Raw genomic sequence first — 20,427 nt, 5'->3', positions numbered from 1 at the left:
CGCTATTTTTTACCGGATGTCCGCATCGACACCAGATGTCGCTACTACCAGTTGTCGCGGAACCATTTGACCGCGCGGCGCAGGCTGCGTGCCGGGTAGCGGTCGGCCGGGATGTCGAAATCCCACCACTCATCCTGCGGATGCGCAGCAAACAGCGCGAGGCCAACGGCAGAGGCAAAACCCGGCCCCGTCGCCGCCTGCGGCAAGCCATGCACGCGCAGGGGACGGCCCAGACGCACCTGCTGGCCAAGGATCTTGGACGCCAGCCCATCAAGGCCTGGGATCTGGCTGCCCCCGCCCGTCAGCACGATCTGCTGGCTCGGCAGGTGATCAAAACCCGCCGCATCCAGACGGGCGCGTACTTCCTCAAGGATCTCTTCCACACGGGGGCGCATGATGCCGATCAATTCCGCGCGCGATGCCGTGCGCCGATCGTGTTCATAGTCGCCGGTGTCACCACCAATCTCGATCATCTCGCGATCATCCATCCCGGTGGCATGGACACCGCCATAGAACGTCTTGATCCGCTCGGCGTTGCTCATCGGCACCTGCAGACCCATTGAGATGTCGCTGGTGACGTGATCGCCACCCATACGCACCGCATCGCCATAGATCATGTGCTTCTTGATAAAGATCGACACGCCCGTAGACCCGCCGCCGAGGTCAATACAAGCGGCCCCCAACTCCTGCTCATCCTCAACCAAAGCCGAGATACCCGACGCATAGGCGGACGAAGCAATGCCCGCCAGCTCCAGATCACAGCGCTTGATACAGTGCGCCAGATGCTGAACCGCCTGCGCGTCCACGGTGAGCATGTGCAGGTCCACGGCCAGCTCATTGCCCATCTGCCCGCGCGGGTCCGACAGGCCCGAACGGTGGTCGAGGGCAAAGTTCACCGGCTGCGCATGCAGCACCTCGCGACCGGCACCGTAGTCCGGCACGTCACAGCGCGACAGCACACGGGCCACGTCCTGCTCGGTCACGACCTCGCCATCCAGATCAAGGCGCGCGTCCAGCCCGTAGCTGCGCGGCTCGGCCCCGGCAAAGCAGGCAATCACGTGGTCCACCCGAATACCCGCCATCTTCTGCGCGGCTTGCAAGGCAGTGCGAATGGCGCGCTCGGTCTCCTGCATGGCGCTGATCTCGCCAAAGCGGACCCCGCGCGACCGTGTTGTGGCCGCCCCAATGACCCGAAACCCGGACTGCCCGGCGAGCGAGCCTATCTCGCCCTCATCGCCCAGCTTGGTGCTTCCGTCAAAGCGCAGAACCAGGCAGGCGATCTTGGAACTGCCCACGTCCAGAATAGCAACCACACCCCGCTGCATCGCGATCTTGCGCATGTTCCGCATGCTGCGTTGGCTGGCGTAAAGGTCGGTCATCACTGTCTTTCGGTCCCGGAATTCAATTGTCGGATGCGCCACCATTCTTCGGTGGAGTAATCTGTCATGCGCACGGTGGGGCGGTCGGTCAGACGCAGGTCGATGCGCTCAACATCGCGCTTCAGAACCTCGTCCACTTCATCAAGGGCGATCACACGCTCCAGCGCCTGAACGGCCCCTTCGGTGGGCAGCATGATGCGCTGGTTGCGGTCCAGCACCAGGTCCCAGCGGCGATCGCCCAAACGGACCAGGCCGCGCAAACGGTTGCCCAGCGGCGCACCGGCGGCGATCAGTTGCATCGCCTCGCCCACATGCGCTGCGGCCCCCTCCCCTGCGATCACGGGCAGATCGGGGCGCGCGTTGCGGCGCGGGATCGGGCGGACATGCGCGCCACTGGCGTCAATCAGGGTCAGCCCCTCGGGCCTGCGCCAGATGGCAACGGGCACACGGGGCGTGATGTCGACCTGCAGAATGCCACCCGGACGGATGCGCACGGACGCTTCTCGGACCGGCGGCATTTGCAGAACAGTGTCGCGGATGGCAGCAGGATCGATGTCAAAGGAGGACAACGGGAAATCCAGCGGAACGGCAACGCGGATCGCCTCTGCCAGTTCGGTGTCGGCCCCGTCGATGGCCATCAGGTTCACCCGGAACTCCGGCCGTTCTTCGATGCTGGCACGCGCCTCGGCCACGGTGGCCTGAATGGCGGCCTGCGTGTCGGGGTTCGACAGCCACCAGCTTGCGCCGCCAAAGCACACGGCAAAGGGAATGCCCGCCCGCAAAAGCAGCCGCACACCCGGCGTCAGCATCAGGCGCTGCATGCGCCAGGACCAGCGCGACGGGGCGGGATCGGGGCGCTTCACCTGTTGCACGAGGCATCCTCCACCATCCATGCGCAGAGCTCACCAAAACTCATGCCAGCCGCCTGCGCCTGCTCCGGCGTCAGCGAAGTGGGCGTCATGCCGGGTTGGGTGTTGGTCTCCAGCAGGATCAGGCCCGCAGCGCCCTTGCTCTCATCCCAACGAAAATCCGTCCGGCTCACGCCACGGCACCCAAGCGCCTCATGGGCGCGTAGCGCATATTCAAGGCAGAGGTCGGAAATCTCCTTTGGCACATTGGCCGGGATTTCGTGCCGCGACCCGCCGGGCTTGTACTTGGCATCGTAATCATACCAGCCGTCCGTGATGATGTCGGTCACGCCAAGGGCACGATCCCCCATCACGGTCGTGGTCAATTCCCGCCCATGGGCGAACGCCTCGACCATCACATGATCGGGCATCTGGTCGTCCAGCTTCGGTGGACCGTTCGCGCCATCTTGGACGAGGTAGACACCCACGCTCGACCCTTCGTTATTGGGTTTGACGACATAGGGCGGCGCCATCACATGGTCGGCCATCACATCGGCCTTGGGACAAATCACGCTGTCCACCACCGGCAGACCAACCGTGCGATACACGTCCTTGCTGCGCTGCTTGTCCATGGCAAGGGCGGAGGCCAGAACACCCGAGTGCGAATAGGGAATGCCCAGCCATTCAAGGATGCCCTGCACACAGCCATCCTCGCCCCAACGGCCATGCAGGCAGTTCAGAACAGCATCGGGCGCAATGTCCTGCAAAACCGAAGCAAGGTCGGGGCCTGCATCGACCTCGACCACTTCATAACCCATGTCCCTCAGCGCGGCTGCACAGGCCTGTCCTGTTGACAACGACACCTCGCGCTCAGCCGAGGGGCCACCCAATAACACCGCCACTTTGGAACGTCTGCTCGACTGCCCCGCCATGTGCCTCTAAGTCCCGGGGTCCTTTTGCGGACCCTCGATTTTTCGCCGATTTTCGGCCTGCCGTGCGCCTGCGATCCTATGCCGGATCACCGATGCGCATAATTTCCCATTCTAGCGTGACGCCGCTGGAATCGTAAACCTTTTTTCGCACGTCCTCGCCCAATCCTTCGAGATCGGCGGCGGTTGCCTGCCCGGTGTTGATCAGGAAGTTCGAGTGCTTCTCGCTCATCTGTGCCCCGCCCCGTCGCGCGCCGCGCATGCCCGCGTCCTCGATGACCTTCCAGGCCTTCAGATCATGGACATCATCGTCCCGCCCGGTCGAGGAAAAGCCCGCCGGATTGCGAAAGGTCGACCCGGCGCTGCGGTCCTTGGTCGGCTGTGTCGCGTCGCGCTTTGCCAGTTGATCTTCCATGCGCGCATGGAGCGCGTCCGGCTCTCCCATCGGGCCGCGCAGCGTCACATGGGTCAGCACAGCGCCTTCGGGCAAATCACTCTGTCGGTATTGAAAGTTCAGGTCGTCGGCGTGCAGCGTCGTCACGGTGCCATCCCGCAGCACCGCCTGCGCCTCGACGAACACGTCCGCCGTATAGCTGCCATAGCACCCAGCATTCATCCGCACAGCACCGCCGATGGCACCGGGGATCGTGCGCAGAAAGGTCAGGTCGATCCCCGCATCCGCCGCCTTGCGCGCCACATGGGCATCCAGCGCCGCTGCACCAACCGTCACCGTGTCCTCGCCCACCTCAATCCCGTTAAAGCCGCGCCCCAGCCGGATCACAACTGCGCGCAGCCCACCGTCACGCACGATCAGGTTGCTGCCCACACCCATGGGAAAGACCTGCACCGACGGATCAAGTGCCGCCAGAAAATCGCTCAGATCCTCGACATCGGCGGGCTGGAACAGCCAATCCGCGGGCCCGCCCACACGCAGCCACGTCAGGCCGGACAAGTCCTTGTTCGGTGTCAGAGTGCCGCGCACAGGCGGAAGGTCATAGGTCATGGCGCTCGCAATGCCGCTGCGGGCCACCAAGGTCAAGATGCGGCGCGGCTCCTGCGGAACAACCACGACATGATCGCACCACCAACCATGCCAGCCGCCATGGGCAAGCCCACGAGATATGTCGCAACCACCACAGCAAACCCATCGCCGGGCAAGCTGTCCGGCGACATGCCCACCCACACAACAGCGGCCACCAGCAATAGGAACACGCCAACCATGCGCCGCAGCATAAAGCGTGACGCCATGCTCCAACCCGTGGCAATGCCCAGCCCCAGCGCTGCAAATGAAATGACATACATCGTCATCGGATCAGCCTCCCCTTGATCCAGCGGCTCAGATAGATGACAGGCCAGCGCAGAATGCTCATGCCCGCGACCATCACCGCAATTCCAACCCACGGCCCGTGCTGCCAGGTGACATATCCGATGATCGGAATGCCCACCGTGATCAGGCCATAGGCATTGGTCCAATGATTGTCCCGGCTCGGCATCATCGCCAGCACATTCGCAACAACGGCCCACAGGCAGGCAAGGATCAACGACATACTCATGAACGCAACTCCGGCGGAAGTTGAGGATTTTGACCACGGGCCTTGGCCCAGAAATAGCGGAGCGGATTGCGGAACATCGACACGAACGCGGCAAGGGCCAGCAAACCCGCCCACCAGGCCACAGCCACACTGATCCACACGATCAGGACGGGTGCCGCAATGAGCAAAGCAACACCCGGCACATATTGCCGCCGCATCGGCAGCATCGCGACACATGTCGCGGCCAGAACCCAGCCGATACACACCCACAAGAGCATCACCCGCGCCCCCCGATCCGCCCGCCAACGGTCCAGCCAAGCATCAGGGCAAGCGCCGCAGGTCCAGCAAAGAACAAAGGCGAGCCCGGCCCACCGGCAAACAGGTGATAGAGGCTGAGAACAACGCACAGAATGACAAGCACGCCCAACACTTTCACCAAGTTACGCATACGCAGCAGGATGCCAATCGGCAGCATCAACAGCACGAATATGATGGCGACGGTGGTCACGCAGCACCCTTGTGCAACCGCGCGGGCAACCCGTTGGCCCAGGCACTGATCGACCCGGCGCCCAGACACACAACCATATCACCCGACCGCGCCTGCTCGCGCACCAGCCGCTCCAGATCGTTCTCATCCACCACGGCACGCGCGTGACGGTGCCCATGACGGATCAACCCAGCCACCAGATCGTCGCGGCTCGCGCCCTCAATGGGGTCCTCACCGGCAGCAAACACATCACCAATCCCCACGACATCCGCATCATTGAAGCAGGAGCAGAACTCCTCGAAATGGTGATGCAGCCGCGTATAGCGATGCGGCTGATGAACCGCGATGACGCGGCCCGTCGTGGCTTGGCGTGCAGCTTTCAGCACGGCGGCAATCTCGGTTGGGTGGTGGCCGTAATCGTCGATGATCGTGATGCCCTCAACCTCGCCCACCCGGGTAAACCGACGGTTAACGCCCCCGAACTTCGCCAAAGCACTGCGGATCTCATCGCCCTTCATGCCCAGATGCCGGGCCACAGCCACCGCGCTCAGCGCGTTCGACACGTTGTGATCCCCAGGCATCGGCAGGCTGCAGCCCTCAATCACCTGATCCTCGGCCTGCAAAGCGATATCAAAATGGGCCACGCCATTCTCATAGGTCAGGTTCATCGCCCGCACATCGGCCTGCGCATTGAAGCCATAGGTCACGACACGACGGTCCGTGATCTTGCCGACAAGGCTCTGCACATCCGGATCATCGGTGCAGCACACCGCCAACCCGTAGAACGGAATGTTTGACACAAACTCGTAAAAGCCCTTGTGCAGCGCCTCTTCCGTCCCCCAATGCTCCATATGCTCGGGGTCGATATTGGTCACGATGGCAATGGTCGCGGGCAAGCGGTTGAAAGTGCCGTCGCTCTCGTCGGCCTCCACCACCATCCACTCGCCATCACCCTTGCGCGCATTCGAGCCATAGGCGTGGATGATCCCGCCATTCACCACAGTCGGATCAAACTTGCCCTCATCCAGCAGGGCCGCAACCATGGTGGTGGTCGTCGTCTTCCCATGCGTGCCCGCCACGGCAATGTTCGACCGCAACCGCATAAGTTCCGCCAGCATCTCGGCCCGCCGCACGATGGGCAGGCCGCGCGCCCGCGCGGCGTCCAGCTCCGCATTGCCCGGCTTGATCGCGGAAGAGATCACGACAACCTCCGCCTCTTCAATGTTCTTCGCATTCTGGCCCACGAAAACCCGCGCACCCAACTCTTCCAACCGCTCGGTTATCGCCGTGCGCTTCAGGTCAGACCCCTGCACCACATACCCATGGTTCAACAGCACCTCGGCAATGCCCGACATGCCAATCCCGCCGATGCCGACGAAATGAATGGGACCCACGTCTCCGGGCAGTTTGGTGGCGGCATTCATTGGGCATTCCCTTTCTGGCTGAGGGTCTCGACCAAGTAGACAAGTTGTTCGGTGGCATCCGGCTTGGCAACGGTCAGCGCGGAGTTGGCCATTTGCAACGCGCCGTCGGGATTGTCCAGCACCGCATTGATCTGTTCGGCCACGTTCTCGACGCTCAACTGGCTTTCGGGGATCAGGATCGCCGCCCCCGCATCGACAAGCCCCCGCGCATTGGCCGTCTGCTCATCGCGAATGGCCGACGCAAGCGGCACAAGGATCGACGGACGCCCGATGATCGAGATGTCCGCAACCGACGACGCCCCAGAGCGCGAGATGATCAACTGCGACTCGGTCATCCGCCGCGGCACATCGTGAAAGAACGGCTGCACATCGGCGTTGATCCCGTTCTCGGCATAGAAGGTGCGCACACGCTCCTCATCCTCGCCGCGCGCCTGATGGCTCACGCGCAGGTTGCGCAGGCGCTCCATCGACAGGCTGGCAATGGCGGGCGGGATCACATCGGACAGGATGCGCGCACCCTGGCTGCCGCCGATCACCAAAATCTCCATCGGGTAGTCACCGGGCGCGATATAGCCCGCCCCTGCCCGTTCCAACACGGACCCGCGCACAGGATTGCCGACATAGGTGCCCTCGACACCTTCGGGCAGTTCCGTGGGCCACGTGCCACAGGCCACCACATCAACGCGCTTGGCAAACAGCTGGTTCACGCGCCCCAGCACACCATTCTGCTCATGGATCATGCGCGGCACACGCAGGATGGTCGCCGCCGCCAGCGCCGGAATGGTGGGATAGCCACCGAAGCCCACAACGGCCGCAGGTCGATCCCGCAACATCTTGATCTTCGCCCCGGCAATCCCCGCCGCAATGCGGAACGGCACCGCCGCTTTGGCCAGCGGCCCACCGCGCGCGAAAGTGGCGGACGACACTTGCTCAATCTCGGTCGTATGGGGAAAACCCTCGGTATACCGCGCACCGCGCGCATCCGTACTCAGCTTCACCCGCCAACCGCGCGCCAGCATCGCCTCGGCCAGCGCCTGGGCCGGGAACATGTGTCCACCAGACCCACCTGCGGCCATAAGGAGAAGCGGCTGTTTCGTCATCGGCGACGCCCCAAAAGATCAGAAATCTCGCCCTGCGGACGGCTCCGGGTAAAGGCCAGGAGCATGCCCACGGCAATGCCGGAGGCAATCACCGACGACCCGCCATAGCTGACAAAGGGCAAGGTCATGCCCTTGGCAGGCAGCAAGCGTACAGCCACACCCATGTTGATCATGGCCTGCACGCCAAACATGCAGGCAAGCCCCGTGCCCGCCAGCCGAATGAACGGATCACGCTCCCGCATCAGGCGCATCAACGACCGCACAACGATCCCGGTATAGAGCGCGATGATGCACAGAACGAGGATTAGGCCATATTCCTCTGCCGCCACGGCAATGATGAAGTCCGTATGCGCATCGGGCAGCGACCATTTCACCTGCCCCTCGCCCACGCCGACGCCGAACAGACCACCCTCTTGGATGGCGTTGGTGGCATAGCCCAACTGCGTACGCGGATCGACATCTGGGCTCAGGAATCCGTCAATCCTGCGGGCAAAGTGCTCGGAATTGGAATAGGCAATCGTGCCGCCAAACACGACCAGCCCCGCCATGCCGACAAGCAGGATCATCGGCGCACCGGCCACGAAATACATCACACCCCAGCCAAACAGGACCAGGCAGGCTTGGCCAAAGTCAGGCTGCAGCGCCAGCATCAGCACGATGGAGATGCACAAGGCAAAGGACCACGTCCGCCCCGGCGGCCCGTTCAAATCCTGGCTCGCCGCCAGCATCCACGCGGCAGCGACAACAAAACCGGGTTTCAAAAACTCAGACGGCTGGATCGCGGCAAAGCCAAGCGAATACCACCGCACAGCACCCTTACCGAAGTCGGTGCCAAAGAAAGGCAGCATCGCAAGCGCGACAAAGGACACAAGGAACCCCAGCACAGCCAAACGCCGCACCACAACCGGCGACATCATCGACGTGACAATCATCACCATCAGCGCCAGCACGCCAAACAGCGCCTGCCGGGTCACATAGTGAAAGGGGGGAAATCCGTTCTTCTCCGCCAGCGGCACCGACGCCGCGAGCCCCAGAAGCAGGCCAATGGCAAAGAGGAACAGCACACAACTCAACGACCATTTGTCGACCGTGCGCCACCACTTAGGAAGAATGGGTTCGCCGTCCCGCACCGGGACCGCGCCATAGACCATTTCAGTCATGATCTGCCGCCTTGCTGCCTGTCTCTGCCTCACGCCGCGGGTTGGTCCCGCGTGCGTTAGCGCCAAGCATAGCGGCAAAAGAACGCGCGGGCCAGCCTTAGTTTACTGGCCCGCAGGCAAGGTTACGCCGCCCCGTCAAGCAGCCTTGTGCGTGCCCCGGATCGGGTAATCATTGGCGCGGATGAACTTGATGCCGTTCAGCACCGCCTGCAGATCGGGACGCAGGAAGGGCGCGTTCGACACATCCACCATCTGGATCGCCCCGTCCCCGTTCACAACAAACAGACCGGGCTCAGGAAACGGACGATCCGTCTCCTGCGGGCTACGCGGATCGGACACGTACACACCCAGCTCCACCATCTGCGCAACGCTCAGACCAAAGCCCATCGCCAAAGACAGCTCCTTTTCGTCCACCATCGCTTGCGCCTTGTCTTCGGGATCGCCAGAGACGGCAACAACATCGACACCTTCGGCATTGAATGCGCTTTCCAACTCCTGCAACTGCGCCAGGTACTTCTTGCACAGCGGACAATGCAGGCCGCGATAAACGACAACGAGTTGCCAGTCGTGCCCCCCACGGGGCGCGCCCAGCGTCAGCGTCCCGCCGCCCAACTGCGCGACATCAAGTTTCGGAAAGTCAGAGCCAGCGGCCAAAGCAGTCATATGCGGTCTCCCGTAAAATGTTTCACTCCCAGTCAGGTAAGCGAGCGACATTTGCGCACAACCCCGCCTGCTTGACCCTTTCTGTGCAATGCTGCACGGGGACGTCATGGATTTTGATACCCTGATCATCGGCGCCGGGGCGGCGGGCATGATGTGCGCGGCCCATGCAGGCAGGCGCGTGCTGCTGGTCGATCACGCCAAGGCTCCGGGCGAAAAAATCCGCATCTCCGGCGGCGGGCGCTGCAATTTCACAAACCTCTATTGCGACGCCCACGCCTTCATCAGCGAGAACCCCCACTTCGCCAAATCCGCCCTCGCCCGCTACACCCAATGGGATTTCATCGACCTCGTCGACCGGCATGGCATCGCCTGGCACGAGAAAACCCTCGGCCAGCTTTTCTGCGACAATTCGGCCAAGGACATCATCGCCATGCTACGCGGCCTCATGCAGTCCGCCGGGGTTGAGTTACATTTGCAAACCGAGGTCACAGAATTTGCAAAGGGTAACGAAGGGTTCACCTTCACCCTCAACGGCACCCGCACACTCACGGCCCGCAACGCCGTCATCGCCACAGGCGGCAAATCCATCCCCAAGATGGGCGCCACCGGCTTCGCCTACGACATCGCCAAACAATTCGGCCACCGGATCACTGCCACAGAACCCGCCCTTGTCCCCTTCACCTTCCCCGACCGCCGCTTCGCCGACATTTCCGGCGTCTCATGCCCCGCGCGCGTCACAGCAAACGGCACCAGCTTCGACGAAGGGATGCTCTTCACCCACCGCGGCCTCTCGGGTCCCGCCATCCTGCAAGCCTCCAGCTATTGGGATGCAGGCGACGCGATCACGGTCCACCTCGCCCCCGAAACAAACCTCGCCGCGACCCTACGCGACAAACGCACCAGCGACGGCAAGAAAGCCCTGACAACGGAACTCTCCCGCCACCTGCCCGCGCGCCTCGTCGATCACCTCAGCACCCAGATGGACCTCTCAGGCCGCCTCGGCGACCTGTCGGACGCGCGCATCTACGCACTCACCCACGACCTGACCCAATGGCAGCTCACCCCCGGCGGCACCGAAGGCTACCGCACGGCGGAGGTGACACGCGGCGGCGTCGCCACCGATCAGATCAGCTCAAAAACCATGGAATCCCAAACCACGCCGGGCCTATACTTTATCGGCGAAGCGCTCGACGTGACGGGTTGGCTGGGCGGCTACAATTTCCAATGGGCCTGGTCCTCGGCCATGGCCACGGCGCGGCATATTTCGGAACAGGCGTGACGTCGGTCACGCATTGCAAGCACCCAGTTCCTCCATGGCGTGGCTGGCAGCTTTGCAGGCAAAGCTACCCTTGCCACTGATTGCGCCTGCCTTTGCAGTCGCAATCTCTTTGTTTCGGAGCCGTCCTCGCTTGATCTTCAAGAGACGGGGCCGACGGGCTTTGACAAGCAAAATCGCCGAGGGGCCCCGCCCAGCGGGGATACGGCTATTTTGCTTGGGAAAGACGGTCGGAGCTGTCACGCCAAAGATCATGCGCATGGCGGATCAGAGACAAAGGCTTTGTTTTGGTGGGTCCGAAGCCAAAACCAAAAAATGTCGTGCGCGCGTACGCGCGCTCCGCTGGATCACAACCGCCTGGTCACTTCCGCCACGAAATCCTCACCGCGACGCTCGAAACTGTCATATTGATCGAAACTCGCCGCCGCGGGCGCAAGCAGCACCACATCACCGTCTTCCGCCTCAACCATCGCAGCCTCAACGGCAGTCTCCATCGTTCCACACACCTGCGCATCCACGTCAATCTGCATGGCAAACTGCGCCGCCTCGCGCCCGATGACATAGGCTTTCTTCACCTTGCCCAAGGACGATGCGAGGCCCTCCAGCCCACCCTCCTTTTGCAAACCGCCGCAAATCCAGCGGATGTTGTCGAAGGCGGCAAGCGCCTTGGCCGCGCTGTCAACATTTGTGGCCTTGCTGTCGTTGACATAGCGCACGCCACCCGCCTCAGCGATGGTCTGGCTGCGATGGGGCAGGCCAGCAAAGCTGTGAAACGCCTGCTCGATCACCTTCGGCGCCACCCCAACCGCACGGGCAGCAGCATAGGCGGCACAGGCGTTCTGATGGTTGTGCGCGCCCGGTAATCCCGCCACGCCGCGCAAGTCAACGGACGCCACCTGACGCCCCTTGCGATACTCCGACAGAAACCCTTTCTTCGCAAAGACCTGCCAGCCGGGCCCGGTCAACTTCTCAGCGACGGACACCCGGATCACCCGATCATCCGTCGGCACTTCGGCAAGCTGCCCGGCCAAAAACCGCCCCTCATCCTCATCCACACCGATTACGGCCCGATCCGGCCCGCCCTCGGCAAAGAGCCGACGCTTGGCCGCGAAATAGCCACCCATGCCCGCGTGGCGGTCCAGATGGTCGGGGGACAGGTTCGTAAACACGGCCACGTCCGGCGTCAGGCTGCGCGCCAGATCGGTCTGGTAACTCGACAGCTCCAAGACCACCACTTCGCCGTCATGGGGCGGGTCGATGTCCAGCACACCGCGACCTATATTGCCCGCCAACTGGCTAGGCCGCCCCGCCACCTCCATGATGTGGTGAAGCAGCGCGCAGGTCGTGGACTTACCGTTGGACCCGGTGACTGCAATGACCCGCGGCGCGGTGTCAAAGCGGTGCCAGTCGGATGTCGCAAAGGACTGAAAGAACAGCCCGATATCATTGTCGACCGGCACACCGGCCGCCAAGGCTGCCGCAATGACAGGGTTCGGCGACGGGTAAAGATGCGGAATGCCCGGGCTGACAATCAGCCGCGCGATGTCCTCAAAGGCACCCTGTTTCTTGAGGTTGAGACAGGTGAACCCCTCCGCCTCGGCGCGCGCTTGCGCCTCCGGGTTGTCGTCCCAGCACACCGGCGTCGCACCACCTGCCGCCAGCGCACGTGCAGCGGACAGGCCAGACCGGCCCAGGCCAAGCACCGCGACCCGCGCGCCGGTCAGACCCTGCACCGGGATCATAGCGTGACGCCCTGGGGGCTCTGCCCCCAGACCCCCGAGGTATTTTCAGCCAGAAGAAAGATCATCACCACGCCTTTTCCTCTCGGTCTCGAAAGAACTTGCCTGTCAGATATGGGGGTGCATCGAGTGCTAGCCAGATGGCAGTGTCGGCCCCTTCCTCCGGGGTACGCGGCGCGGCCTGACCGCCCATGCGCGTATGCACCCAGCCCGGGCACATCGCGTTGATGCTGACACCTGTCGGCAGATCGCGCGGCAGGGCATGAGACAGCGCGTTCAGCGCGGCCTTGGCAACACCATAGCCGCCGGGGCCTTCCAGCCCTTCATCAAAGGCGCCCCAGCCGGAGCTGAGGTTGATGATCCGCCCATGCCCGGCTTTCGCCATATGCGGCAGGCACAGCAGGATCAGCTCAAAGGGCGCGTGGAACATGACCTGCATCGACCGGCGCAGGCCGTCGGGATGCGCAATCATGCTGTCTTCGATCAGGATGCCCGCGTTGTTGATCAGGATGTCAATCTCGCCTGCGTCCGCGATGGCCGGGGCAAAACTCTCGGGGGCCTCAAGGTCCAATTGCACCCAATCGCACCCAATGGCGGCGGCTGCCGCAGCACCCGCCTGTGCATCGCGCGCCCCGATGACCACGTCCACGCCTCGCGCGCACAGCCCCTCGGCCATCGCATACCCGATGCCGCGATTGCCGCCCGTGACCAGCGCGCGCGGCACTAGCGCACCTTCAGCGTGGCCAGCCCGATCATCGCCAGGATCAGCGAGATGATCCAGAACCGGATCACGATCTGCGGCTCGGCCCAGCCCTTCTTTTCATAGTGGTGGTGAATGGGGGCCATCAGGAACACCCGCTTGCCCGTCCGCTTGAAGTACAGCACCTGCACGATCACAGACAGCGCCTCGACCACGAAGAGGCCACCCACAATGGCCAGCACCAGCTCGTGCTTTGTCGCCACCGCAATCGCTCCCAATGCACCGCCCAGAGCCAGCGAGCCGGTGTCCCCCATGAACACCGCCGCAGGCGGTGCATTGTACCACAGAAAGCCCAGGCCCCCGCCAAAGAGCGCGGCAGTAAAGATCAAAAGCTCACCCGTACCGGGCACATAATGCACATCCAGGTAATCGGTGAAGTCCACACGCCCCACGGCATATGCGATAATGCCAAGCGTACCGCCCGCAATCATCACCGGCATGATCGCCAGCCCATCCAGTCCGTCGGTCAGGTTCACAGCATTGGCAGATCCCACAATCACGATGATCGAGAACGGGATGAACAGGACACCAAGGTTGACAAGCAGGTCCTTGAACACCGGCACCGCCAACTGGTTCTGCAGCATGTCGGGATGGTTCATCGTGGCGAAAAACGCAGCCACGCCCGCGATGATAAATCCCAGAAGCAGCCGCACCTTGCCCGGCACCCCCGCCGTGTTCTGCTTGGACACCTTGGCATAGTCGTCGGCAAACCCGATCAGCGCAAAGGCCAACGTCACCCCCAGCACAATCCACATAAACGGATTGTCCCACCGCGCCCACAGCAAGGTCGACGTGACAAGCGCACCGACAATCAACAACCCGCCCATGGTCGGCGTGCCCGCCTTGGCAAAGTGCCCCTCGGGCCCGTCATCGCGAATGGGCTGCCCCTTGCCCTGCTTCTTGCGCAGCACCGCAATCAGCGGTCGGCCAAACAGAAAACCAAACAAAAGGGCCGTCATGAACGCCCCACCGGCCCGGAAGGTGATATAGCGGAACAGGTTGAACACGTCCCCGCCATCCGAAAGTGCCGTCAACCAAAATAGCATGCCTGCCTGTCCCTAGTTCTTATCGTGTGGGTCTTCGCCCTTATCTACCGGATGGCCCATTTTGCGGATCGCGTCAACGACGCGGGCAAGGTTCATCGTCAGAGAGCCCTTTGCCAGAACAACGTCACCGCTGTCGAGGCGGCGGGCCACCTGCGCGGCCATCTCGTCGGAAGTCTCAGCCCACAGCCCCTGCTTCTCGGCAGGCAGCGCGTCGTACAGATGCTTCATCAGCGGACCGATACAGTGCACCTTATCGATCCGCTCCATCGTCTCCAACTGCGCCAGCTCCGCGTGCATCGCAGGCCCATCCGGACCAAGCTCCTTCATATCCCCCAGAAAGGCGATCCGCCGCCCCTTGCTGACGCGCCCGATGTCGTGGGTGACCTCTGCCGCCGCTAGAACCGCCAAAGCCGCCGCCATCGAGGTCGGGTTCGCATTGTAGCTGTCGTCGATCAGCTCCAGCGTCATATCCGTCTCAATCGGATCAAGCGTGATGACCTCGCGCGCCCCACGCCCCTCATAGGGCGACCAGCGGCCCAGCGATTGCGCGGCCAGCGCCAGATCGGCGCCCAAGGCCTCGGCCGACGCCAAGGCACCCAAGCCATTCATGGCATAGTGCTGGCCCACGGCCCCGATCTTGAACAGCAAAGGCGCCTCATGCGCCTCCGCCTGCACCACCGTCGCATCGCGCTGCAAATCCACCGATTTCAATTTGAAATTAAAGCCGTGTTCGCCAAAGCCAATGTCGCGGCGCTTCATGTCATGGGCCTTGGCCTGCAGGATGGCCGCCGTCGAACAGTCGTTGTTCAGAACGGCCGTCCCGCCATGTTCCAACCCTTCCAGGATTGACGCCTTTTCAACCGCAATCCCCTCGATGCTCTCAAACGCCTCCAGATGCGCCGCCGCCACGGTCGTGATCATCGCGACATGCGGGCGCGCCATCTTGGCCAGTGGCGCAATCTCCCCCGGATTGCTCATCCCGATCTCGATCACGGCATATTCCGTGTCCGCAGGCATCCGCGCCAGTGTCAGGGGCACACCCCAATGGTTGTTGTAGCTGGCAACGCTGGCATGGGTCCGACCCTGATCGGACAGCACCGCGCGCAACATCTCCTTGGTCGAGGTCTTGCCAACCGACCCGGTGATCGCCACCACACGCGCCTCGGTCCGGGCACGGGCCGCGGTCCCAAGCGCCTCCAACCCCTCCAGAACATCTGGCACAATCAACAGCGGCGCATCCTCTGCCACACCCTCGGGCACATGGGACACCAGCGCCGCTGCCGCGCCCTTCTCCAACGCCTGCGCGACAAACTCATGCCCATCGCGCGCCGCCTTCAAAGCGACAAACAAGTCCCCGGCCTCAAGCGTCCGCGTGTCAATCGACACACCCGTCGCGGCCCAATCACAGGTCGCGCGGCCACCCGTGGCCGCCGCAGCCTCGGCCGATGTCCAAAGCGTCATGTCAACCGTCCTTCCAGCGCCGCCACGGCCACGCTCGCCTGCTCGGCATCATCAAAGGGCAGCACGTCGTCGCCCACGATCTGCCCCGTCTCATGGCCCTTGCCCGCGATCAGCAGCGCATCACCGGGACCAAGCGCATCGACACCGCGCAGGATCGCCTCGGCCCGGTCGCCCACCTCGGTCACGCTGGCGGACCCGCCAACGCCCAGCGCGCCCTCCATCACGGCGGCCCGGATCAGGGCCGGATCCTCACTGCGCGGATTGTCATCGGTGATAAAGACAATATCGGCATTCTCCGCCGCCGCCTGCCCCATCAGGGGACGCTTGCCCATATCCCGGTCGCCACCCGCGCCCACGACAACAATCAACCGCCCCATCACATGCGGGCGCATCGCCTTCAGCGCCGTGGCCACCGCATCCGGCGTATGGGAATAGTCAACAAACACCGCGGCCCCGTTCTCACGGGTCGCGGCCAGCTGCATGCGGCCCCGCACAGTGCCCAGATGCGGCAAGGTCTCGAACACCCGCGCAGGCTCCGCCCCGCAGGCAATGACCAGCCCACAGGCCAGCATCACATTGTCCGCCTGAAAGCCGCCAATCAGCGGCAGCCGCGCGGTATAGGCCTTGCCCTCATACTCAAACCGCACATCCTGCCCCGTCGCGTCGAAGCGTTGCGCGGTCAGGCGCAGATCGCCCCCATCACGCCCCACGGCCAGCACCGTCTGCCCCCGCGCGCGCGCAATCGCGGCCATATCCACTCCGCGCGCATCATCCAGATTGATGACGGCAATCCCCTCCTCGGGCAGCACACGGGCAAAGAGCGCCGCCTTGGCGTCGAAATAGGCCTCAAACGTCTTGTGGTAATCCAGATGATCCTGGCTGAAATTAGTGAACCCGGCCGCCATCAGTGTCACGCCATCCAACCGACGCTGGTCCAACCCGTGCGAGGACGCCTCCATCGCGGCATGGGTGATCCCGTTGGCCTTCGCTTCGGCCAATGTGCGATGCAGCGTGATGGGTTCAGGCGTGGTATGGGCCAAGGGTGCTGTCCACGCACCCTCCACCCCCGTTGTGCCCAGATTGACGGCAGGCAATTCCATCTCGATCCAGATCTGCCGGACAAAAGTGGACACAGACGTCTTGCCATTCGTCCCGGTGACCGCCACCAGCACCTCGGGCTGCCCGCCAAACCACAGTGCAGCGGCCCGGCTCAACGCCTCACGCGGCGCGTCCGTGACAACCACGGCCACGTCACCCAACCACTCCGCCGCAATCTCGGCGCCGAGAACATCCGTCAGGATGGCCGAGGCGCCCATGCGCACCGCATATTGAATGAACTCCGCCCCATGCACCCGACTGCCCGGCATGGCGGCGAACAGAAAACCGTCCTTCACCTCGCGGCTGTCCACGGCGATGCCGGTGATCTGCGGATTGGCCCCACCCCGGGCCGTCAGGCCCAGCGATGAGAGTGATCGTGCCTGCGCGCCCATGTCTCGGCCCTATGGTTCGGGTGCGATGCGCACCTCAGTTGCTGCTGGTCAGCGTTATATCAGCGAGAGAGACAGGTTCAACGCTTGGCCGCAGGCCCAGCAAGGGGGCAACACGCCCGATCATCTCGGCAGCCACCGGCACAGCCGTCCAGCCCGCACTCCTGCGCGGTTTGTCGCCAGAGGTCTCGACAGGCTCGTCCAGCGTCACGACCAGAACGTATTTTGGATCATGAGCCGGGAACATCGTGGCAAAGGTCGCAATGACCTTGTCGTCATAATACCCGCCACCGCGCGCCTTGGGCTTGTCCGCCGTGCCCGTCTTGCCACCCACGGCATAGCCCGGCACTTCCGCCATGCTTGCCGTGCCATCGGTGACAACCTTGCGCAGCATTGCTCGGGCTGCACGTGCGGTGCCCTCGCTCATCACCCGCTCGCCCAGACGCGGGCCATCCTGCTTGAGGATCGTGGGCTTCACCATCCGCCCGCCATTGGCAATCGCCGCATAACCCGCCGCCAGGTGCATGGGCGACGATGACAGCCCGTGCCCATAACTCACCGTCACCGCAGACAAATCCGTCCAGCGGCGCGGCAACAGCGGCTTGCCCTGACGCGCTTCCACAATCTCGAAGTCGGTGGGCTCAAAGAAGCCCATCTTCTTCAGGAACTCCTGCTGCCGCTCCTTGCCGATCTGCAACACCAGCCGCCCCGTCCCCCGGTTCGAGGATTTCACGACAATGTCGGCCACGCTGATCTTGCCGTAATTCTTGTTCTGGAACTCGCCAATCCGGAAACCGCCCACCCGCATCGGCCCCGCCGTGTTGATGATGGTCGAGGGCGTCACAATACCCAGTTCCACAGCCTGCGCCGCAGTAAAGATCTTGAAGGCCGAGCCAAGCTCATACACCCCCTGCACCGACCGGTTGAACAGCGGACTGTCACTCTGATCTCCCGTCGTCGCAGGACGCGGGCGGTTGTTCGGGTCAAAATGCGGCAGGCTCACGACCGAGATCACCTCGCCTGTCTTCACATCCATCAGCACCGATGACGCCCCCTTGGCGTTCATCAACCGCATCCCGCCATGCAGCACACGCTCGGCGGCGGCCTGCACAGTCAGGTCCAGCGCCAGCTCCAGCGGCTTCTGCCCGTTGGCCGGATCACGCAGATAGTCGTCAAACTGCTTCTCAACACCCGCAACACCGATCACCTCGGCCGCACTCACACCTTCCTTGCCAAAACTCGCCCCACCCAACACGTGGGCGGCAAGGGTGCCATTGGGATACAGCCGCATGTCACGCGGTCCAAAAAGCAGACCGGGATCGCCAATCTCATGCACCGCCTGCATCTGCTCGGGGCTGATCTTGCGCCGGACCCACAGGAATTTCCGCTTGCCGGTAAAGTCCTTGAGCAGCTTGTTCTCATCCAGATCCGGGAAAATCTCCGCCAGCTTCCGGGCCGACGCCTCGGGATCAATCATATGCGGCGGCTGCGCATAAAGCGCATGCGTCTCAAAGTTCGTGGCGAGCAAGCGCCCATGCCGGTCCACAATATCCGCGCGCGCGGCGGAAATCACAGCGCCTTGCGCACTGGCACGCGGTTCCACCGGCTCGGACGTGGCCAGCATCCCCATGCGCACGCCCACGGTCGCAAAAGCACAGAAAAAGAAGAGGCCCAACACCAGCAACCGCCCCTCGGCGCGCTGCCGGGCCCGGTCGCGCATCTCTTCATGGCGGTTGCGCAGGTTCTCGCGCTCAATGGCTTCGGTGCTTTCACCGGCGGCACGGGCGGGCAGGATACGGGCCAGCGGGCGCAGGGGTGTACGGGTCAAGGCTGCTGCTCCAACTCACCGGACACTTCAACGGCATTGTCGATCACAAGGGTCCGCTGCGCGGGATAGGCCACCTCATCCACATGACCAAACTGATCGGGGCGGAACGGCAACAGGCCCAGACTGTCGAAATTGATGTCGGCCAGATCGCGCAACCGGTCAGGCCGGTTCAGATACGCCCACTCCGCCTTCAACACCGCCAGCCGTGCATGCGCCTCGCGAATATCGCGGTGCAGCCGGTCCGTCTTGGCCAGCGCATCTTGCGTCGCGTAATTCTCGCGATACGCCCAGAAGGCGAGGCCGATCACAGCCATAGTCGTCAAAATGTACAAAACCGTGCGCATCAGATGGCTCCCCTGACCTGCGGCATCCCAATACTCTTTGCGTCAATCTCACCGGCAGGTGCGTTCGTGCGCACCGCCACCCGCAGCTTGGCCGACCGGCTGCGCGGGTTCATCTCCAACTCATCCCTGTCCGGGCCAATCGCCTTGCGGGTCCGCAACTCGAACTGCGCGGGGGCTGCCTCGACCTCAGGCGCATAGCGGTTGGCATTCGCCTGCCGCCCGCCACGGGCGGTCATAAAGCGCTTCACCATCCGGTCCTCGACCGAATGAAAGGTCACAACGGCCAATTGCCCACCGGGCTTCAACGCGCGTTCAGCCGCCATAAGCCCCTGATACAGCTCATCATATTCATTGTTCACAGCAATCCGCAGCGCCTGAAAACTGCGGGTCGCGGGATGCGACTGACCGGGCTTCGGACGGGGCAGGCACTTCTCAATGACGCCCACCAATTCCAGCGTCGTGGTGATCGGCCGCGCCGTGATGATCGCGCGTGCAATGCGGCGGGACGCCCGCTCTTCGCCATACTGAAACAGAATGTCCGCCAGCACGCCCTCATCGGCTTCATTCACAATGTCAGCGGCAGAGGGCCCATCCTGCGACATGCGCATATCCAGAGGCCCATCCTGCATGAAAGAGAACCCGCGCTCCGCCCGGTCCAACTGCATCGACGACACACCCAGATCCAGCACAACGCCATCAAGGCCCGCGCCATACTCATCCAACTTCGAAAACACACCCGGCTGCATCACGATCCGGTCGCCATAGGCCGCAGCCCATTCCCCAGCCAATTCAAAGGCCAAAGGATCACGATCCACGGCAATCACGGTGTCGGCTCCAGCATCAAGCAAAGCGCGGGTATACCCGCCCGCACCAAAGGTGCCATCCAACCATGTACCGTGAACAGGTGCGCATTCCCGCAGGATCGCGTCGATCAGAACCGGAATATGAGGCCCCCCAGCCATTC

The 20,427-nt window shown here is 63.2% G+C and carries 21 protein-coding genes; 1 reads left to right on the top strand and 20 read right to left on the bottom strand.

Annotation, left to right across the window (positions count from 1 at the left end; translation table 11 throughout):
* Window positions 1-44: 44 nt before the first annotated feature.
* The 12 genes from ftsA to RA29_RS11685 form a co-directional block, all read right to left on the bottom strand.
* Window positions 45-1,379: a cell division protein FtsA gene (gene ftsA / locus RA29_RS11740; RefSeq protein ID WP_193743524.1), complete on the bottom strand. Its 1,335-nt coding sequence runs from the start codon at window positions 1,377-1,379 to the stop codon at window positions 45-47.
* Window positions 1,379-2,200: a cell division protein FtsQ/DivIB gene (locus RA29_RS11735; protein WP_082029558.1), complete on the bottom strand. Its 822-nt coding sequence runs from the start codon at window positions 2,198-2,200 to the stop codon at window positions 1,379-1,381. Before RA29_RS11735 ends, ftsA begins: the two co-directional genes overlap by 1 nt.
* Before the next feature lie 38 nt (window positions 2,201-2,238).
* Window positions 2,239-3,159 carry a D-alanine--D-alanine ligase gene (locus RA29_RS11730; protein ID WP_039686218.1) on the bottom strand — a complete coding sequence of 307 codons (921 nt, stop codon included), beginning with the start codon at window positions 3,157-3,159 and terminating at the stop codon, window positions 2,239-2,241.
* 76 nt (window positions 3,160-3,235) lie between these two features.
* A complete protein-coding gene (murB, locus tag RA29_RS11725; RefSeq protein ID WP_039687705.1) occupies window positions 3,236-4,159 on the bottom strand; it encodes a UDP-N-acetylmuramate dehydrogenase in 924 nt (307 codons plus the stop codon).
* A gap of 32 nt (window positions 4,160-4,191) precedes the next feature.
* Complete coding sequence (locus RA29_RS11720) at window positions 4,192-4,464, bottom strand: hypothetical protein (protein ID WP_152612999.1); 273 nt, start codon at window positions 4,462-4,464, stop codon at window positions 4,192-4,194.
* Entirely contained in the window at window positions 4,461-4,709 is a 249-nt protein-coding gene (locus tag RA29_RS11715; protein ID WP_039686215.1) for a DUF2484 family protein, read from the bottom strand. Before RA29_RS11715 ends, RA29_RS11720 begins: the two co-directional genes overlap by 4 nt.
* Entirely contained in the window at window positions 4,706-4,966 is a 261-nt protein-coding gene (locus RA29_RS11710; RefSeq protein ID WP_193743523.1) for a DUF2484 family protein, read from the bottom strand. The genes RA29_RS11715 and RA29_RS11710 overlap by 4 nt, the downstream gene beginning before the upstream one ends.
* Window positions 4,966-5,196: a hypothetical protein gene (locus RA29_RS11705; RefSeq protein ID WP_039686211.1), complete on the bottom strand. Its 231-nt coding sequence runs from the start codon at window positions 5,194-5,196 to the stop codon at window positions 4,966-4,968. Before RA29_RS11705 ends, RA29_RS11710 begins: the two co-directional genes overlap by 1 nt.
* Window positions 5,193-6,599 carry a UDP-N-acetylmuramate--L-alanine ligase gene (gene murC, locus RA29_RS11700; protein WP_039686209.1) on the bottom strand — a complete coding sequence of 469 codons (1,407 nt, stop codon included), beginning with the start codon at window positions 6,597-6,599 and terminating at the stop codon, window positions 5,193-5,195. Before murC ends, RA29_RS11705 begins: the two co-directional genes overlap by 4 nt.
* Window positions 6,596-7,699, bottom strand: a complete 1,104-nt coding sequence (locus tag RA29_RS11695; protein WP_039686208.1) for a UDP-N-acetylglucosamine--N-acetylmuramyl-(pentapeptide) pyrophosphoryl-undecaprenol N-acetylglucosamine transferase — start codon at window positions 7,697-7,699, stop codon at window positions 6,596-6,598. The genes murC and RA29_RS11695 overlap by 4 nt, the downstream gene beginning before the upstream one ends.
* On the bottom strand, window positions 7,696-8,859 hold the full coding sequence (gene ftsW / locus RA29_RS11690; RefSeq protein WP_039686206.1) for a putative lipid II flippase FtsW: 1,164 nt from the start codon (window positions 8,857-8,859) through the stop codon (window positions 7,696-7,698). The genes RA29_RS11695 and ftsW overlap by 4 nt, the downstream gene beginning before the upstream one ends.
* A gap of 135 nt (window positions 8,860-8,994) precedes the next feature.
* The gene (locus RA29_RS11685; protein ID WP_039686204.1) at window positions 8,995-9,522 is read right to left on the bottom strand and encodes a redoxin domain-containing protein; all 528 of its coding nucleotides are present in this window, start codon (window positions 9,520-9,522) and stop codon (window positions 8,995-8,997) included.
* Window positions 9,523-9,628: 106 nt separating this feature from the next.
* Between RA29_RS11685 and RA29_RS11680 the strand changes: the two genes are divergently transcribed.
* On the top strand, window positions 9,629-10,801 hold the full coding sequence (locus RA29_RS11680) for an NAD(P)/FAD-dependent oxidoreductase (protein WP_039687703.1): 1,173 nt from the start codon (window positions 9,629-9,631) through the stop codon (window positions 10,799-10,801).
* 344 nt (window positions 10,802-11,145) lie between these two features.
* Here RA29_RS11680 and murD read toward each other — a convergent pair whose 3' ends face one another.
* From murD to rsmH, 8 genes are all read right to left on the bottom strand, one after another.
* A complete protein-coding gene (murD, locus tag RA29_RS11670) occupies window positions 11,146-12,540 on the bottom strand; it encodes a UDP-N-acetylmuramoyl-L-alanine--D-glutamate ligase (protein WP_039686200.1) in 1,395 nt (464 codons plus the stop codon).
* 64 nt (window positions 12,541-12,604) lie between these two features.
* Window positions 12,605-13,261 (bottom strand): SDR family NAD(P)-dependent oxidoreductase, encoded by a 657-nt coding sequence (locus RA29_RS11665; protein WP_039686199.1) that lies wholly within the window; start codon window positions 13,259-13,261, stop codon window positions 12,605-12,607.
* Window positions 13,261-14,343 (bottom strand): phospho-N-acetylmuramoyl-pentapeptide-transferase, encoded by a 1,083-nt coding sequence (gene mraY, locus RA29_RS11660; protein WP_039686197.1) that lies wholly within the window; start codon window positions 14,341-14,343, stop codon window positions 13,261-13,263. The genes RA29_RS11665 and mraY overlap by 1 nt, the downstream gene beginning before the upstream one ends.
* 12 nt (window positions 14,344-14,355) lie before the next feature.
* Window positions 14,356-15,804 (bottom strand): UDP-N-acetylmuramoyl-tripeptide--D-alanyl-D-alanine ligase, encoded by a 1,449-nt coding sequence (gene murF / locus RA29_RS11655; protein ID WP_039686195.1) that lies wholly within the window; start codon window positions 15,802-15,804, stop codon window positions 14,356-14,358.
* Entirely contained in the window at window positions 15,801-17,294 is a 1,494-nt protein-coding gene (locus RA29_RS11650) for a UDP-N-acetylmuramoyl-L-alanyl-D-glutamate--2,6-diaminopimelate ligase (protein WP_039686193.1), read from the bottom strand. The genes murF and RA29_RS11650 overlap by 4 nt, the downstream gene beginning before the upstream one ends.
* A gap of 34 nt (window positions 17,295-17,328) precedes the next feature.
* A complete protein-coding gene (locus tag RA29_RS11645; RefSeq protein WP_039686190.1) occupies window positions 17,329-19,119 on the bottom strand; it encodes a penicillin-binding protein 2 in 1,791 nt (596 codons plus the stop codon).
* Window positions 19,116-19,463: a cell division protein FtsL gene (locus RA29_RS11640; RefSeq protein ID WP_039686188.1), complete on the bottom strand. Its 348-nt coding sequence runs from the start codon at window positions 19,461-19,463 to the stop codon at window positions 19,116-19,118. Before RA29_RS11640 ends, RA29_RS11645 begins: the two co-directional genes overlap by 4 nt.
* Window positions 19,463-20,425 carry a 16S rRNA (cytosine(1402)-N(4))-methyltransferase RsmH gene (gene rsmH / locus RA29_RS11635; RefSeq protein ID WP_039686186.1) on the bottom strand — a complete coding sequence of 321 codons (963 nt, stop codon included), beginning with the start codon at window positions 20,423-20,425 and terminating at the stop codon, window positions 19,463-19,465. The genes RA29_RS11640 and rsmH overlap by 1 nt, the downstream gene beginning before the upstream one ends.
* Window positions 20,426-20,427 lie beyond the last annotated feature (2 nt).

The sequence above is a fragment of the Tateyamaria sp. ANG-S1 genome, from assembly GCF_000814025.1.
In the GTDB taxonomy this organism is placed as follows: Bacteria; Pseudomonadota; Alphaproteobacteria; order Rhodobacterales; family Rhodobacteraceae; genus Tateyamaria.
The sequence above is the reverse complement of the archived record's forward strand: the minus strand, read 5'-3'. Positions and strand labels throughout refer to the sequence as shown.

Coding starts and splice junctions, on each gene's coding strand:
- ftsA (WP_193743524.1), bottom strand. CDS start 1,379: ATGACCGACCTTTACGCCAGCCAACGCAGCATGCGGAACATGCGCAAG.
- RA29_RS11735 (WP_082029558.1), bottom strand. CDS start 2,200: ATGCAGCGCCTGATGCTGACGCCGGGTGTGCGGCTGCTTTTGCGGGCG.
- RA29_RS11730 (WP_039686218.1), bottom strand. CDS start 3,159: ATGGCGGGGCAGTCGAGCAGACGTTCCAAAGTGGCGGTGTTATTGGGT.
- murB (WP_039687705.1), bottom strand. CDS start 4,159: ATGACCTATGACCTTCCGCCTGTGCGCGGCACTCTGACACCGAACAAG.
- RA29_RS11720 (WP_152612999.1), bottom strand. CDS start 4,464: ATGACGATGTATGTCATTTCATTTGCAGCGCTGGGGCTGGGCATTGCC.
- RA29_RS11715 (WP_039686215.1), bottom strand. CDS start 4,709: ATGAGTATGTCGTTGATCCTTGCCTGCCTGTGGGCCGTTGTTGCGAAT.
- RA29_RS11710 (WP_193743523.1), bottom strand. CDS start 4,966: ATGCTCTTGTGGGTGTGTATCGGCTGGGTTCTGGCCGCGACATGTGTC.
- murC (WP_039686209.1), bottom strand. CDS start 6,599: ATGAATGCCGCCACCAAACTGCCCGGAGACGTGGGTCCCATTCATTTC.
- RA29_RS11695 (WP_039686208.1), bottom strand. CDS start 7,699: ATGACGAAACAGCCGCTTCTCCTTATGGCCGCAGGTGGGTCTGGTGGA.
- ftsW (WP_039686206.1), bottom strand. CDS start 8,859: ATGACTGAAATGGTCTATGGCGCGGTCCCGGTGCGGGACGGCGAACCC.
- RA29_RS11685 (WP_039686204.1), bottom strand. CDS start 9,522: ATGACTGCTTTGGCCGCTGGCTCTGACTTTCCGAAACTTGATGTCGCG.
- RA29_RS11680 (WP_039687703.1), top strand. CDS start 9,629: ATGGATTTTGATACCCTGATCATCGGCGCCGGGGCGGCGGGCATGATG.
- murD (WP_039686200.1), bottom strand. CDS start 12,540: ATGATCCCGGTGCAGGGTCTGACCGGCGCGCGGGTCGCGGTGCTTGGC.
- mraY (WP_039686197.1), bottom strand. CDS start 14,343: ATGCTATTTTGGTTGACGGCACTTTCGGATGGCGGGGACGTGTTCAAC.
- murF (WP_039686195.1), bottom strand. CDS start 15,804: ATGACGCTTTGGACATCGGCCGAGGCTGCGGCGGCCACGGGTGGCCGC.
- RA29_RS11650 (WP_039686193.1), bottom strand. CDS start 17,294: ATGGGCGCGCAGGCACGATCACTCTCATCGCTGGGCCTGACGGCCCGG.
- RA29_RS11640 (WP_039686188.1), bottom strand. CDS start 19,463: ATGCGCACGGTTTTGTACATTTTGACGACTATGGCTGTGATCGGCCTC.
- rsmH (WP_039686186.1), bottom strand. CDS start 20,425: ATGGCTGGGGGGCCTCATATTCCGGTTCTGATCGACGCGATCCTGCGG.